This window comes from Arthrobacter sp. 05N33_2, assembly GCF_056397425.1.
Window position 1 is genome coordinate 87225 of record NZ_JBFTNJ010000013.1, and the last position, 14248, is coordinate 101472.

Below are 14248 nucleotides of genomic sequence, written 5' to 3' on the forward strand. Positions count from 1 at the left end.
GCGCATTACGGGAGGCGGCGGTCAGTCAATCTGGCGCGCCGCTCATTGGGATAGTGACCGGTCACGACGACGGTCGCATCCTGGGTGGGGCTGGCGGCGGGCTGGAACCCGGCCGGCACGGGCTGCGCATCCTCGGGCTCGTCAATATGGTGGAACGACGGCGGGAAGGGCGCCGCCTGGTCAATCAGCGGTTCATAGAAGTCAAGCCATTTGTTCTGGTTGAACGCCACTGCAGCCACGATCCGGCCCTTGTAGCCGTAAACGGCCAGGAACCGCCGAGATCCGACCGATCCTTGCACGATGGCGACCTCATCGGCGACCGAGGGCACGCCCACGCTCTTGATTTCGGTGCCGAACTGGACGGACCAGAATTTGGGCACAGCCAGGTGCGGCCACCGTTCGGTTTCGCCGCTGACCATATTGTGCGCTGCAACCTCGGCCTGGGAGATTGCGTTGCCCCAGTGTTCGACGGCGAGGAACTGGTAGCCGAACATCGGCTGCGGGGCGCGGGATACGTCGCCGGCGACGAAGACGTCATCGGTGACCAGCCCGTTGACGTCGAAAGCCCGGCAGCCGGCGTCGCACGCGACACCCCACACGCCGCTCGCCAATCCGGAGCCTGCGAGCCAATCACCGTTACGAACGGTCCCCAGCGCGGCGACCGCGATGTCCACGTCAAGTGTTGTGCCATCGGAGAGGCGGGCGCGGCGCAGCTGTCCGCCGGCATCGCCTTCCAGTGCAACGACCCTGACGCCGCAGCGCAGATCCACGCCGTTCTCGATCTGAAGCTCTCCGGCAATTGCACCGATCACGCTGCCGAGCGCCGCGCCGAGCGGTGCCGGGCCCGCCTCGGCCACGGTGACCGGCAGGCCTAGTTCGCGGCACACCGAAGCGACTTCGCAGCCGATGAACCCGGCGCCAATGACCAGGACCCGGCGAGGGCGCGCGGCCAGGAGCTGCCGAAGCGTTGCCGCGTCTTCCCGGGTCCGCAAGGTCAGCACGCCTGCCAGCGCCGCCTCCGCCGCGTTTGGCCAGGACCGGGCCCGCACGCCAGTGGCGATCAACAACTTGTCGAATCCGATCCGGCCACCGTCGGCGAGATGCACCTGCCTGGCGGCGAGATCCAGACCCGTGGCCGCGACGCCCAGACGCCAGTCGGCGTCGATTGCCCGGCGGCGCGGCAGCGACGTGTCATCGGACGGCACCGACCCGGCCAGGACCTGTTTCGACAGCGGCGGCCGGTCATACGGCTCGTGCGTTTCCTCACCAATGAGAGTCAGCGAGCCCGTGAACCCTTCCTCGCGCAGCCGCTCCGCCGCGCGCAGCCCGGTCAGTGACGTGCCCACGATGACAATCCTGCCGGATCGAAGGAACGCGCCCCCGTTGCCCCTTGCGGCAGCGGCCGTTCCCGGGGCTTCTTCGGGAGGCCGCGGCCTGTGCGGCTCCTCAAGCTGGTCGAGCCGGATGGCCTGGACGGGGCAGGCCGCGGCTGCCCGCCGGATCCTCGTGCGCTGYGCCTCGTCAGGGTCCGGGTCGTAGGTAAGTGCCTCGTCCCCCTGGATCGTGAAGACCTCCGGGGCGAGGAAGGCGCATTGTGCGTAACCCTGACAATTAGTGAGATCGACGACGAGCCTCATGCCGAACTTCTCTCTGTTTGCTCAAGCCAATCGAGTCTAAGCCTCGCGGGCTGGCCGCGGAAGGGGCCTGCGGCCGGGTACGACGAGGCTGCGGAGGCCCTCCAGAGCGGGGCGTGGGGGATCTTGCGGCGGAGGCGGACCTTCGCCACGTGGCCGCGCTGGGGGCGGCGGCAGGAGTGCAGGTGACACTTAGCCATCGCTCCGGCCGGGTTGCCCTCGGTGAGGGAACTTGAGCACCGGGTGTCCTATGTCCTGTATCCGGCGTCCGGCGTGGCTGTAGGGTGGACGCCGATGACTCTTTCTGAAGACCTTCTTGTGGCGTACGACCAGCAACTCCGGACAGCTGCAGAGACGCCCGGTGCCAGCGGCGTGGAACGGCTGGGTCCGCTGCGGCTGGTGACCTTCGCAGGCGGCAGGGGCTTCGTGACCTATCAGAACCTCGATGGGGCCAACGCCCTGACGATCGCGCAGTGGGTAGCCGAAGCGCTCGCGTTTTACCGCAGCGATCCCGCAATCGTGCGGGTCGAGTGGAAAACCCGTGGTCACGATCATGCGCCCGGACTCCACGGGGCACTGCTCGACAACGGATTCGAGCCTGATGAGACCGAGTCGATCATGATCGGACCGGCAAACGCCTTGACGGTGGACGTCCAGCTCCCGCCCGGCGTCAGCCTGCGGCCGGTGAGCGCAGAACGGGACATCCGCGCCATGAGCGCGATGCAGGACGAGGTTTTCGGCGTTGACGTTTCCGACGGCAACGCCGACGCAATCCTGAAACGCATGGCGCGCGACGACGGCATGGAACTGTGGGTAGCCGAACACGAAGGACTGATCGTGAGCGCTGGCCGCCTCGAGCCGGTGCCGGATTCGGAATTCGCGGGCATCTGGGGCGGGGCGACGCGACCAGAATGGCGTGGTCAGGGTATCTACCGGGCCCTCACCGCCGCCCGGGCCCGGGCCGCGCTGGCGCTCGGCAAGAGACTCATCCACAGTGACTCGACTGAATATTCGCGACCGATCCTGGAACGCTATGGATTGCTGCGAGTCTCAACGACCACCCCGTACCGCTGGCGGCGCTGAGGGCCCAAGCGCACTGGCGCGGTACGTCCTAGCCCCCGGGATGGAAGGCCGCCGGCGGTCAGGGGAACGGTCCGCCCATGCCCTCAGAGCCGTCTCCGGTGCCGCTGCCGAGGAGGCTTCGGGTGAGCGCGGCGCTGTCGGCCATCAGGTCATCCACAGCCTTCTGAAGATGATGGTCCGCCACCGGCACGCCGTCCAATGCGCCGGCAACGACCGCACGGCGGACGAGTTCGCGTGCGAACGAAGCGGTGGTTCCTTCGGTGCGGGCGGCGGCGTCTTCAATCGAGTTCGGACTGAGGGGAATACCGCGGGCATACAGTTTGATCAGTGCAACCCGCTCCGCCTGGGCAGGCATGGGAATTTCCACGGCCAGGTCCACACGGCCGGGACGCTGCGCCAGGGCGCGTTCCAGCATGTCCACGCGGTTGGTGGTGAGGACGAACGCCACGTCGGCGTCGCTGGCCAAACCGTCCATGGCGTCCAGCACCTCGAATAGCAGCGGCTGGGGTCCGTGCCCGAAGCTGCGGTCCTCGGCGATGAGGTCACAGTCCTCAAGGACCACGATGGAGGGCTGCAGCGCCCTGGCCATGGTGGCGGCTTCTGAGATCCTCGCGAGCGATCCTCCCGAAAGAAGGATTGCTGTGACACCTTCGCTCCGGCTCAACAAATACCGTACCGTGTGGGTCTTGCCCGTCCCCGGCCTGCCGTAGAGCAGGACGCCGCGTTTGAGGTGCTGGCCGTACCTGATCAGAGACTCACGGTGCTCGGCGATACCTAAGGCGTGGTCCGACACTTTCTCCAGCAGGCCATCCGGCAGGATGACATCCGACGCGGCAAGGACAGGCCGTGCATGGAACGTCACCCCGGCCGCGCTGGGACCATACTCGCCCATCACCAGGGAAATGACCTGTCCCTTGAGCACGCTGCGGTGCTGCATCCGATTGCGGAACTCCGAGAGGAAGCGTGCGGCCTTATCTGTAGCGCCGGCCAAAACCTCAAGGGAAGCTGACTGCCGGCCATACCGGGGGTTGGCGTCCCGCTGCAGCACGGCGATGGGACTGCCTCCATGGCTGAATAGCCAGAGCCCCAGTGCCACGGCCTGCCGTTGTTCGTCCGGACCGACAGCTAAGTTGGCGTAGTCCGGCTGGGACAGGGGGAACTGCGGATATAGCTGGGACTGCTGCAGCATGTCGCTCAGCGAGTGATGGTGGCGTTGGTCGCCGCCGCCGATGCCCACGAGCCGGAACTCAGGATCCTCTGCGGCGAGCTCTTCCATGAGGATGTCAGCGTCCACGAATCGGTGCGGCGGAATCTCCTCAACCACTACTGACACTGATTCGGCCCGGACCGCCAAATGCTCGGTGAGCGCAGTCAGCAGCTGGGTTCCCGGTTGCCCCCGACGCTGCCCGGACTGCGCAAGCTCCACGAGCCGCGCGAAATCGTCGATGAACTTCCCCAAAATTTCATCCATGGGCTGACCCTACCAGCGCCGCAAATCGGTGTGGCGCCCATGCTCTCCAGCAAGCGTCAGCCGGCGGTTGCGCTGACCGCGATGGTGCCGCCCTGGGGGTCCCTGATCACGGYGCTGCGAAATCCCGGCGAGTCCATGGGCGCCATCAAGATGCTGCCACCCAGTGTCAGGGCCTGCCGGGCAATGGCGTCCGCGTCGCGGACGGCGAAATTGACGCTCCAATGCGGCGGGACCGCGACGCCGTCCGTGGCTGCCACCACCGCCACTACCCGGCCGGAGCGGAGCCACCGCGAGAAGGGGGCGTCCGGGACGGGTTCGAGTTCCCAGTCGAACATTGCACCGTAGAACGCCTGGGCCCGCCCGAGATCTGCGGTGTGCAGCGAGCTCATGGCCCAGGAATTCGGCTCATTGGCCAGCTGGGCGCCGTCATTCCCTCCTGCCCGCCGCAGGCAGAACGGGATGCCGGTGGCATCGGCGAGCACAGCAATACGGTCATCCGGGCCGGCACCAAACGGCGCCAGGCGCTTGCCCCCCGCCCGCTCGGCACGAGCCAAGGCTTCCCCGACGTTTACGACACGCACGTGGGTGATCCACCCCGGCGGCGATTGCGGCGGCGCCTGTCCGATTCCGGCAACCAGCTGACCGCGGAGGCGCGCAACGTAGTAGAAGCCGTCGAGCCCGGACGGCATCGGAATGGGGTCGTCGAAAGTCCACCCGAAGAGCGGACCGTAGAAGTCCTTGGCCGCCTGAGGGTCGGGCTGCCAGGTGTCGACCCAGCACGGAGCACCGACTGAGGAGGTATCCCGCGCTGTCATTGAAACCCTTTCTCCGGGGCCCGTTATGCCGCGAACATTGTTTCCCAGGACCGCGGAGTGGATCAAGACCCAACTGCGATTCCGCCGAGGCAAACTGCCGAACCTCCATGACCGAGGGGAAAACACCGTCGCTCGGGAAACCTGGCACCTGTGCGGTAGGCTCGCCAACATATTTCTGGCCAATTGGGGGAACCATGAATAAAGGAATGAAAACTGGAATTGCAGCCGTGGCGCTCACGCCACTTCTCGCGCTGGGGCTGTCCGCCGCGTTCGGAACATCGAAATCCGGTCCTGCTGGCACGGCAACTGATGCCTCGGATCATCCCGAGTGCTTCAACGAGGCCAGGCTGAACGATCCGAATGACTTCTGCTACCGAACGATGGGACCGTGGAACAGCACCCGGTCCTCGGACGAGAAAGTCCGGAGCATGATGTCCGTTGAGCGAATGGTGAGGGCCGGCAAGACCGTTCAGGAGATCCAGCGCTACTACCCGGAATACGCCCCGTCCACGAAATGACGGCCAGCGCACCGGCCGGTTGACCTCATCCGCATCCCACATCTTTCCGGACTGTGGTCCCTACAAACACCGGGGGCCCTGGAGACGGTGAGCCGGACCAGGGGGATACCGGCCGGAATAACCGCATATTAATTGTTACTCTCTTTTCCTTTTGTACGGCAAATGCAATTGCTATTCTGAATTTGGTCAGGCAGAGGCTGCAAACTTCGTTGCGGGAGTTCCTATCTCATGGCCACCAGAGTCGTTGTCCCCGGCAGTGCCGTAGTCCAGTTCACGGCGTTGGCCTTTAGACCGGGCACGACATCCGGCCGGCCCGCTTCCTTGCGCGCCCCCGCTGTGGTGTCTGAGCTGACCGGGGCGCGATTACGCCGCCCGCGCACAGGACCAGAGCCCGACCCCGGGCTTCCCTAGACCAGCGCGGATGCGGCCCTGTGAAAACCAATCGGGGGTGGCCGCATCCGCGCTCACCGGCACTCATTGTTCAATGCCGCTCTTCTGGTTCAGAACATTGACCCGGGAGGCCGGTGCCGTCAGGTGCGCGCAGCGAGGATCTGCTCGCGCAGAATGTCCGCGTGGCCGCAGTGCTGGGCGAGTTCCCTGAGCATGTGCAGGTAGACCCACCGCAGCGGCAGCGGGCCGCGCCGGTTGCCTCTGACAAGGTCGTCAAGGCCGAGCGAAGCGGCCCGACGCCGTGAGTCCCCGCAGGCGTGGAGGTAGGCGGCCTGGAGGTCCGCGATGGTGTCGCCATCCGCCAGGATGAACGATTCGTCGGGGGTGGCCGGAATGCCGATCTCCGCCCGGGGCCGGCACGTGATGGCCTCGTCAAACCAGACCTTCTCCACGAAGGCGGCGTGCTTCACCAGCCCGAGGAGGGTGGTCCGCGACGGCACCAGCGAGGCCCGGGCCTCTTCTTCGGTGAGCCCGTCCAGGCAGGCGTGCAGGTCCGCGCGATGCTCATCGAGGAATGCATCGAACTGGGTACGCAGGTCCGCGGCCAGTGTTGCCGGATCCATGCTGGGGCGAGWGCTCATGGCCCCACATCCTATGGCGGAAAGGCCCGGGCCGGAAGCGGTGGGCCGGGCCTTTCCGCGGACGCGGTCAGTGGCCGCGGGCGATCCATTCCTCAAGGTGCGGTGCTTCGGCGCCGATCGTTGTGGGATCCCCGTGGCCGGTCCGGACCGTCGTGTCGGCCGGGAGCGGCAGGAGCCGGGTCCGGATGGACTCGATGATGGTCGGGAAATCGCTGAAGGAACGGCCCGTCGCCCCGGGGCCACCCTGGAACAGCGTGTCCCCGCTGAACACTGTTTTTTCGCTGAGCACGGTGCCTTCGCTTTCGAGAAGGAAGCACACGGACCCTGGCGAGTGGCCGGGGGTGTGCAGTGCCACGAGCCTTGCCCCTGCGACGTCGAATGTGTCGCCGTCGGCAATGGCGTGGTCCGGCTCGGTGCCGGGGAACACCCGCTCCCACAGCATCCAGTCGGACCGGTGCAGGTACACGGGCGCGTTCACGAGCATCCGGAGGGCTCCGACGGCGCCGATGTGGTCATCGTGGCCATGCGTGAGCAGGATCGCCGTGACCTTCCGGCCCGCGACGGCGGCGGCCACGGCCGCGGGATCGTGCGCCGGGTCGATGATCACGCATTCGGCGTCATCCCCGAGGACCCATACGTTGTTCTCAACATCCCAGGTCCCGCCGTCGAGCGAGAACGTCCCGGAGGTCACCAGCCGGTCGATCCGGAAGCTCTCTGAGCCGGCGTTCACAGTTCCACCACCGAGCGCAGCACAGCGCCGGCGTGCATCTTCGCGAAGGCGTCCTCGATCTGGTCGATCGTGATCCGCTCCGTCACGAAGGCGTCCAGGTCCAGCTTGCCCTGCCGGTAGAGGCTGATGAGCGTGGGGAAGTCGCGGGAGGGCAGGCAGTCGCCGTACCAAGACGACTTGAGCGAGCCGCCGCGGCCGAACACATCCAGCAGCGGCAGGTCCAGGGTCATCTCGGGGCTCGGCACACCCACCAGGACCACCGTGCCGGCGAGGTCCCGGGCGTAGAAGGCCTGCTTGTAGGTTTCCGGGCGGCCTACGGCGTCGATCACCACATCGGCRCCGAAACCGCCGGTCAGTTCGCGGATCGCTTCGACGGGGTCGACGGCCGAGGAGTCCACCGTGTGGGTGGCGCCGAGCTCCGTGGCACGCTGGAGCTTCTTGGCGTCGATGTCGACGGCGATCACGGTGGTGGCGCCGGCGAGCGCTGCGCCGGCGACGGCCGCCACGCCCACCCCGCCGCAGCCGATCACGGCGACAGAATCGCCGCGCTGGACGTTTCCGGTATTGATCGCCGCGCCGATGCCTGCCATGACGCCGCACCCGAGCAGGCCGACGGCGGCGGGATCGGCGTCGTCGTCCACCTTGGTGCATTGGCCCGCCGCTACGAGGGTCTTTTCGGCGAAGGCGCCGATGCCCAGCGCGGCCGTCAGCTCCGTGCCGTCCTCCAGCGTCATCTTCTGGGTGGCGTTGTGGGTATTGAAGCAGTACTGCGGCTGGCCCCGGCGGCAGGCTCGGCACTCGCCGCAGACGGCCCGCCAGTTCAGCACCACGCGGTCCCCGGGGGCGACCTCGGTGACATCCGGTCCCACGGCACTGACAACGCCGGTGGCCTCGTGGCCGAGCAGGAAGGGGAAGTCGTCGTTGATGGCACCCTGCTTGTAGTGCAGATCGGTGTGGCAGACACCGCAGGTGAGGATGTCCACGAGGGCCTCGCCGGGGCCCGGGTCCGGCACCAGGATCGTCTCCAGGGTGACGTCGGCATTTTTGGAACGGACTACTGCGGCTTTGACTTTATGGACCATGAAACAAGCTCCTCTGTTCTGGAACGCGGATTGCTGGCACAACTTACTGGTTACTGGCACAACGGGCGGCGGCGCGGCCCTTGGGAGGCCGCGCCGTCGTGGTTTGGTGGTGTCCTTGGATGCAGGAAGGGCCTAGGCGGCGAGCCGGCTCTTGACCTCAGCTGCGGAGGGGTTGGTGGCGGCGGTGCCGTCCGGGAACAGTACGGTGGGGACGGTGCGGTTGCCTCCGTTGAGCTGCTCGACGAGATCGGCCGTGCCTTCGACTTCCTCGATGTTGATCTCGGTGTACCCGATGCCCTGTGCGTCCAGCTGCTTCTTCAGCCGGTTGCAGTAGCCGCACCACGTGGTCGAAAACATGGTGATGGTGCCGGATTCGGGGGTGAAGTCCACGAAGTTCTCCTCAAGTAAGTGGTGGGGCCGGCGTATAGGGCCGGCCCCACTGAAGTCGTACGTCACTGCCAACAACCGTACCCCGCAGCCCGCTATTCCCGCAGAGAGCGCTGCCCCCCACGCCGCCGTCGGACGCGAATTCGCGGTAAAGATGCGAAGTCGCCGGAAAGTTCCGGCGAGTTCGCACGTTTCCGGCGACCTCGGCGGGCTCAGGATGGTCTTCCCGCAGAGTGCGCGACGGCGGCTGGGCGGATGACATGGGATGGGTGCGGTGGCATGCTGGTGCCATGTGTGGACGCTACGTGATGGCCCGGGCCGTCGGAGACCTGCTGGCCGAATTCGATGCCGGGCTGGAGGATGAGATCGCGATTCCGCCGTCGTGGAACGTGGCCCCGACTGCGGATGTGCCGATCCTGCTCGAACGGCTGGTGGAGGGAGAACCGGTCCGCCAACTGCACATTGCGCGGTGGGGCCTGGTGCCGTCCTGGGCCAAGGACCCGGGCATCGGGTCCAAGATGATCAATGCCCGCAGCGAGACCGTGCTGGAGAAGCCCGCCTTCCGGAAAGCGACCCGCGCCCGTCGCTGCGCCGTCCCGGCTGACGGCTACTACGAGTGGAAAGGTGAGGGCCGCACCAAGCAGCCCTACTACGTCCATCCCAAGGACGGACGCCCCCTTGTCTTCGCGGGACTCTATGAATGGTGGCGGGACCCGTCCAAGGAAGAGGGCGACCCGGAGCGCTGGATGCTCTCGACCTCGATCATGACCACCGACTCGCCGCCGGAGGGCTACGCCGGGGGAATGCTGGCCGAGCTGACCGCGCTGCATGACAGGGTTCCGCTGCCCATGAACCGCGAGACCATGCAGACGTGGCTGGACCCGCAGGCCGATGACGCGGCCGGGCTCGTGGACCTGGTCCGGGCCGGGGCCCACGACGTCGCGGAAGGCTGGACGATCGACGCCGTCGGAACCGCCGTCGGGAACGTCAGGAATGACTCACCGGAACTCATCCAGCCGGTGGGGAGCCTGTTCTAGCGGGTACGCCGCCCTGTCAAGGTGCCCGCCGGCTGCCAAGGCGCGGGGCGGTACTGGTCACCTGAGGTCAGAGCGTTACTTTGCCGTCGCCGTCGACCGACCAGTCGGGGTTGAACGCGACCTCCCAGCGGTAGCCGTCGGGATCGGCGAAGTAGCCGGTGTAGCCGCCCCAGGGCTGGGTCTTCGGTGCCGCAACGATGCGGGCTCCCGCGGTCCCGGCTTCGGCCATCACCCGGTCGACGTCCGCCGTGCCGGCCAGGTTGAGGCTGAGCGTGATGCACGCAATGCCGGCAGGGGGATCGGTGGCCGCCTCGGACTGCATTTGACCCGCGTCCCAGAGCGAGAGGATGAGGCCGTGGTTGACCTGGATGAAGAGCACCTCCCCGGGGACTTCCCGGTGGACCGGCCATCCGAGGCCATCGACGTAGAAGCGGCGTGAGGCGTCAACACTGCGGACACCTAGCGATATGAAGTCGACTCGTGGCTGCATCTTTCGATACTGTCATGCACATGCCCACAAATCACGCAGACGACAAGGCCGCCCAGGCCGACCGCGAACAGCTCGCCGCCGTGCGGGTGGCTGTTGACGAGGTGGACGAGCAGATCGTGTCCTTGATCGGGCGCCGGGAACGGCTGATCCGGATCGCCGGGACCCTCAAGGCGGACAGCGCCGAGGTCCGTGCGCCCGGGCGTGTGGAGCGGGTCATCGAACACGTCCGCGCCACAGCGGAAAAGAAGGACATCGACGTCGAACTTGTCGAGAAGACCTACCGGGCGATGATCGATGCCTTCATCACGCTCGAGCTGGAAGTGTACAAGTCCAGCTCCTAGAAGGTGCCTATAGGGCTTCTTCGACAGGCACGTTGGCCTGGTAGTCCCGGCCGTCACAATCGCTGAAGGCCGTCATGAGATGGCCCTTGGGCAGGCCAAGCACAGTCGCGATGGGGAAGTTTCCCGTGATGGTGTTTCCTGAGTGTTCCACGCCTTTGAGGTCGAAGTTCTCTTCCGTGCCGTCATGGTTGAAGTAGTAGAAGGACACGGCCTCGCCGTTCATGAACTCAATGCCCAGTCTGCGCTGATGGGAGTAGTCCGGCCCGGCTGCCAGCAGGCCCACCACGTAGGCGCCTTGCCCCGGGATATTTCCGTCTATATCGAAGGTCGCCACCAAGGTTGAATTCTTGGCGGCGATCTTTACGTGCTTCAGGAGTGCGATATGGGAGCTCATGGCTCAATCCTGCTACCTGTGCAATCGTCCGTCCACCCCCGATCTGGGTTTTGTCGGCTCCGCGACGTAGACTGTATTTATTCGAAGATATGTTCGAATAAATACAGGGCGTGAAACAGAAGGCGCTGAAGTAGTGGGCGTTGAACACAAGGCGTCGGAAGCGGAATGGACGTAGGAAGTCGAAGCGGGGACTGGGCCGGCTCCAGCCCGGACTGGGTCGGGAGGCAACGTGGGTATTTTCAGCGAGTCCGTGGATGTCATCTGCACGCCCTCCGGCGAGCCCCTGCGCCTCGACTGGGCCGGCCGGCGCTACACGGTCTGCGCTGACCCCGTCCGCTGGTACGAACGCCGCCAGTGGTGGGCCGAGGAACGCCGGGCGCCACTCGGAAGCGGGCCGGGCCTGGTGGATCATGAGATTTGGCGGGTCCAGGTGCGTGCGGCCGGGGATCACGCCGCGGATTCCACCCTCACCCTTGACCTGACCCGGCATGTCGGCAGCGGCCGGTGGCGGCTCCTGAAGATCCACGACGCCCTCCAGCCCCTCCGGAAGCCCGAATCAGCATGACCTTCACCCACCTGCACGTCTCCACCGCGTTCAGCGCCCACTATGGCGTCTCCTGGCCGGATGAACTTGCCGCCGCGGCCGCCGCTGACGGCGCCACCGCGCTGGCCTGCACGGACCGCGACGGCCTGTATGGAACCGTCAAGCACCTGAAGGCGTGCATGGCAGCCGGGCTGGATGCAATCGTCGGGGTGGACCTTGCGGTCTTTGACGACGACGGCGACCACCGCACCCAGCTCGGGGGACGCGTCGTCGTGCTGGCGCACGGACACAACAACGGTGCCGGCTACCGGGCGCTGTGCCGGCTGATCTCCGACGCCCACGCCCGCACCACGGGCAAGGCCGGAGGAATAGTGCCGGTGGCCGTCACCCGGGCGGAACTGGCCTCCCGCACCCTGCACCCGGACACCCTGAAGCCGGTCCTGACAGTGCTGATCGGCCCGGACTCCGACGTCGGCCGGGCCATGGGCGGCCGGCGCTACCTGCGGCCCCGCACCCTGTTCAAAAGCTGGCTGGACGCCATGCCCCCCGGAACGCTGGCGGCAGAGGTTGTGTCCCAGCTCAGCCCGCCCGGGGAACCGCTGAGCACCGCCCACGCCGTGCGCATGCTCAAACTCGCCGCAGAACACGGGGTGCCCGCCGTGCTGAGCAACGCCGTGCGGTACGTGGCCGAGGACGGCGCGGCCACCGCCGATGTGCTGGACTCGGCCCGGACGCTGAAATCCCTCCCCGAGCTCTCCGCCGCACCGCTGCTGCAGCCCAACGGGCAGGGCTGGCTCAAATCGGCGGCCCGGATGCTGCAACTGGGCAAGGAGATCATCCACGCCGCCGGCTACGGCACAGCGGACCTCAAACGGCTCCTGGCCCAGACCGAGGCGCTCGCGGACCGCTGCCGCATGGATCCTGTGGCAGACATGGGCTGGAAACAGCCCGTGGTCCCGGAAGCCTCCGTGATCGGGATCGACGGCGACGCGCTCGCCGAACTGACCCTGCGCTGCGAAGCCGGCATCGGCCGCCGCTTCCCGGGAATTTCCGGGCAGCGGGAACAGCAGATGCGGACCCGGCTGGAGCACGAGCTCCGGATCATCGACTCGCTGGGCTTCGCCTCCTACTTCCTCACCGTCGCAGAGGTCTCCCGGATGATCCTGGCCCTGGGCGTCCGGGCGGCCGCACGCGGTTCGGGCGCCTCCAGCCTGGTCAACTACCTGATCGACATCAGCCAGGTGAACCCGCTCCAGCACGACCTCATCTTCGAACGCTTCCTCTCCCGCGACCGCGCCACCCTGCCGGACATCGACATCGACGTCGAAAGCGCCGAACGGCACAACGTCTACCGGAAGATCTTTGAGCGCTTCGGAGCCGAACGCGTCACGCTGATGAGCATGCAGAACGGTTACCGCGCTCGCGGTGCCGTGCGCGACGCCGGCCTGGCCCTGGGCATGGACGACGGCGAGGTCGGGGAAATCGCCAAGCAACTGTGGCGGTTCTCGGCCCGGCACTTCCGCGAAGCCCTCGTGGAGAAACCCGAGCTGAAGGAATTCGCGGACCGGGTGGAGCAACGCGGCTTCTCCGAGAACCAGCAGCTGGACCTGCTGGTGGACCTCACGGAGCGGCTGGACCGGCTGCCCCGCCACATCTCCATGCACCCGTGCGGCGTCATCCTCGGCGACGCCACCCTGCTGGACCGCACCCCCGTGCAGCCCAGCGGCCTGGGCCTGCCCATGAGCCAGTTCGACAAGCACGACATGGACCCCATGGGCATGCTCAAACTCGATGTCCTTGGCGTCCGGATGCAGAGTGCCATGGCCTTCGCCGTCCGGGAAGTGATCCGGCTCCACCCCTCGAAGGCCGAGGTGGTGGCCGCCGGCGCGCATCCGGCCGGCCCGGACGGTACGGGCCCGGATTACATCTCAGGGGACGGGCACATCGACCTCAACGCGGTCCCGCTCGATGACGAGCCCACCTATGAACTGATCCGCAGCACCCACACCCTGGGCTGCTTCCAGATCGAATCCCCGGGCCAGCGCGAACTGATCGGCAAGATGGCACCCCGGGAATTCAACGACCTCATCATTGACATCTCGCTGTTCCGCCCCGGCCCGATGAAATCCGACATGGTCCGGCCCTTCCTGGAGCACCGGCACGGATTCGCCCCCGAGGTCTACCCGCATCCCGACCTCAAGCCTGTCCTGAAAGAGACCCACGGGGTCACGGTCTTCCACGAACAAATCCTCAAGACCTTCGATGTCATGACCGGGTGCGGGCTGGCGCGGGCCGACGAATTCCGCCGTGCCCTCGGCAATGACGTGCTTGAAGCCAGGGTGGAAGAGTTCTTCCGGAAGGAGGCGCGGGCCCGGAACTACAGTCCCGAGGTGGTGGACAAGGTCTGGGGGACCCTCAAGGCCTTTGGCAGCTTCGGGTTCTGCAAAGCCCACGGAGCCGCCTTCGCCGTGCCCACCTACCAGTCGGCCTGGCTCAAGGCACACCACCCGGAGGCGTTCCTCGCCGGGCTCTGGGAACACGACCCCGGGATGTACCCCAAACGCCTGCTCGTGGCCGAGGCCCGCCGGCTGGGAATCCCCATCCTTCCCCTCGACATCAACCGGAGCCAGGCCGAGTACCGGGTGGAACGGGTGGAATCCGGGCCGGACCGGGGCAGGCTGGGCATCCGGC

The 14248-nt window shown here is 66.7% G+C and carries 15 protein-coding genes; 6 read left to right on the forward strand and 9 right to left on the reverse strand.

Going from position 1 to position 14248, the window contains the following annotated elements; translation table 11 throughout:
* Window positions 1–5: 5 nt before the first annotated feature.
* Entirely contained in the window at window positions 6–1637 is a 1632-nt protein-coding gene (locus AC1DHX_RS09130; protein WP_476858390.1) for an FAD-dependent oxidoreductase, read from the reverse strand.
* A gap of 291 nt (window positions 1638–1928) precedes the next feature.
* Between AC1DHX_RS09130 and AC1DHX_RS09135 the strand changes: the two genes are divergently transcribed.
* Window positions 1929–2717: a GNAT family N-acetyltransferase gene (locus tag AC1DHX_RS09135; RefSeq protein ID WP_476858391.1), complete on the forward strand. Its 789-nt coding sequence runs from the start codon at window positions 1929–1931 to the stop codon at window positions 2715–2717.
* A gap of 58 nt (window positions 2718–2775) precedes the next feature.
* Here AC1DHX_RS09135 and AC1DHX_RS09140 read toward each other — a convergent pair whose 3' ends face one another.
* Complete coding sequence (locus AC1DHX_RS09140) at window positions 2776–4188, reverse strand: AAA family ATPase (RefSeq protein WP_476858392.1); 1413 nt, start codon at window positions 4186–4188, stop codon at window positions 2776–2778.
* A gap of 56 nt (window positions 4189–4244) precedes the next feature.
* Window positions 4245–5003: a VOC family protein gene (locus AC1DHX_RS09145; protein WP_476899968.1), complete on the reverse strand. Its 759-nt coding sequence runs from the start codon at window positions 5001–5003 to the stop codon at window positions 4245–4247.
* A gap of 206 nt (window positions 5004–5209) precedes the next feature.
* Here AC1DHX_RS09145 and AC1DHX_RS09150 point away from each other — a divergent pair, with 206 nt between their 5' ends.
* Entirely contained in the window at window positions 5210–5521 is a 312-nt protein-coding gene (locus AC1DHX_RS09150) for a hypothetical protein (RefSeq protein WP_476858394.1), read from the forward strand.
* Between the two features lie 530 nt (window positions 5522–6051).
* Here AC1DHX_RS09150 and AC1DHX_RS09155 read toward each other — a convergent pair.
* From AC1DHX_RS09155 to AC1DHX_RS09170, 4 genes are all read right to left on the reverse strand, one after another.
* The gene (locus AC1DHX_RS09155; protein ID WP_476899969.1) at window positions 6052–6552 is read right to left on the reverse strand and encodes a DinB family protein; all 501 of its coding nucleotides are present in this window, start codon (window positions 6550–6552) and stop codon (window positions 6052–6054) included.
* A 67-nt stretch (window positions 6553–6619) separates the two neighbouring features.
* On the reverse strand, window positions 6620–7282 hold the full coding sequence (locus tag AC1DHX_RS09160) for an MBL fold metallo-hydrolase (RefSeq protein WP_476858396.1): 663 nt from the start codon (window positions 7280–7282) through the stop codon (window positions 6620–6622).
* On the reverse strand, window positions 7279–8364 hold the full coding sequence (locus AC1DHX_RS09165) for an S-(hydroxymethyl)mycothiol dehydrogenase (protein WP_476858397.1): 1086 nt from the start codon (window positions 8362–8364) through the stop codon (window positions 7279–7281). The genes AC1DHX_RS09160 and AC1DHX_RS09165 overlap by 4 nt, the downstream gene beginning before the upstream one ends.
* Before the next feature lie 132 nt (window positions 8365–8496).
* Complete coding sequence (locus tag AC1DHX_RS09170; RefSeq protein WP_011692168.1) at window positions 8497–8754, reverse strand: mycoredoxin; 258 nt, start codon at window positions 8752–8754, stop codon at window positions 8497–8499.
* A 287-nt stretch (window positions 8755–9041) separates the two neighbouring features.
* Between AC1DHX_RS09170 and AC1DHX_RS09175 the strand changes: the two genes are divergently transcribed.
* Window positions 9042–9788 (forward strand): SOS response-associated peptidase, encoded by a 747-nt coding sequence (locus tag AC1DHX_RS09175; RefSeq protein WP_459384961.1) that lies wholly within the window; start codon window positions 9042–9044, stop codon window positions 9786–9788.
* 67 nt (window positions 9789–9855) lie between these two features.
* On the opposite strand, the gene AC1DHX_RS09180 is transcribed toward AC1DHX_RS09175, so the two are convergent.
* A complete protein-coding gene (locus AC1DHX_RS09180; protein ID WP_476858398.1) occupies window positions 9856–10278 on the reverse strand; it encodes a VOC family protein in 423 nt (140 codons plus the stop codon).
* 14 nt (window positions 10279–10292) lie between these two features.
* Between AC1DHX_RS09180 and AC1DHX_RS09185 the strand changes: the two genes are divergently transcribed.
* Window positions 10293–10619, forward strand: a complete 327-nt coding sequence (locus AC1DHX_RS09185) for a chorismate mutase (RefSeq protein ID WP_028277548.1) — start codon at window positions 10293–10295, stop codon at window positions 10617–10619.
* Between the two features lie 7 nt (window positions 10620–10626).
* On the opposite strand, the gene AC1DHX_RS09190 is transcribed toward AC1DHX_RS09185, so the two are convergent.
* A complete protein-coding gene (locus AC1DHX_RS09190) occupies window positions 10627–11013 on the reverse strand; it encodes a hypothetical protein (protein ID WP_018773194.1) in 387 nt (128 codons plus the stop codon).
* Window positions 11014–11242: 229 nt separating this feature from the next.
* Here AC1DHX_RS09190 and AC1DHX_RS09195 point away from each other — a divergent pair, with 229 nt between their 5' ends.
* Together AC1DHX_RS09195 and dnaE are read left to right on the forward strand one after the other, a co-directional pair.
* The gene (locus tag AC1DHX_RS09195; RefSeq protein WP_476858399.1) at window positions 11243–11578 is read left to right on the forward strand and encodes a DUF6504 family protein; all 336 of its coding nucleotides are present in this window, start codon (window positions 11243–11245) and stop codon (window positions 11576–11578) included.
* A partial coding sequence (gene dnaE, locus AC1DHX_RS09200) for a DNA polymerase III subunit alpha (RefSeq protein ID WP_476899970.1) occupies window positions 11575–14248 on the forward strand: 2674 nt, incomplete at its 3' end. The genes AC1DHX_RS09195 and dnaE, both read left to right, overlap by 4 nt.

Coding starts and splice junctions, on each gene's coding strand:
- AC1DHX_RS09135 (WP_476858391.1), top strand. CDS start 1,929: ATGACTCTTTCTGAAGACCTTCTTGTGGCGTACGACCAGCAACTCCGG.
- AC1DHX_RS09140 (WP_476858392.1), bottom strand. CDS start 4,188: ATGGATGAAATTTTGGGGAAGTTCATCGACGATTTCGCGCGGCTCGTG.
- AC1DHX_RS09150 (WP_476858394.1), top strand. CDS start 5,210: ATGAAAACTGGAATTGCAGCCGTGGCGCTCACGCCACTTCTCGCGCTG.
- AC1DHX_RS09175 (WP_459384961.1), top strand. CDS start 9,042: ATGTGTGGACGCTACGTGATGGCCCGGGCCGTCGGAGACCTGCTGGCC.
- AC1DHX_RS09180 (WP_476858398.1), bottom strand. CDS start 10,278: ATGCAGCCACGAGTCGACTTCATATCGCTAGGTGTCCGCAGTGTTGAC.
- AC1DHX_RS09185 (WP_028277548.1), top strand. CDS start 10,293: ATGCACATGCCCACAAATCACGCAGACGACAAGGCCGCCCAGGCCGAC.
- AC1DHX_RS09190 (WP_018773194.1), bottom strand. CDS start 11,013: ATGAGCTCCCATATCGCACTCCTGAAGCACGTAAAGATCGCCGCCAAG.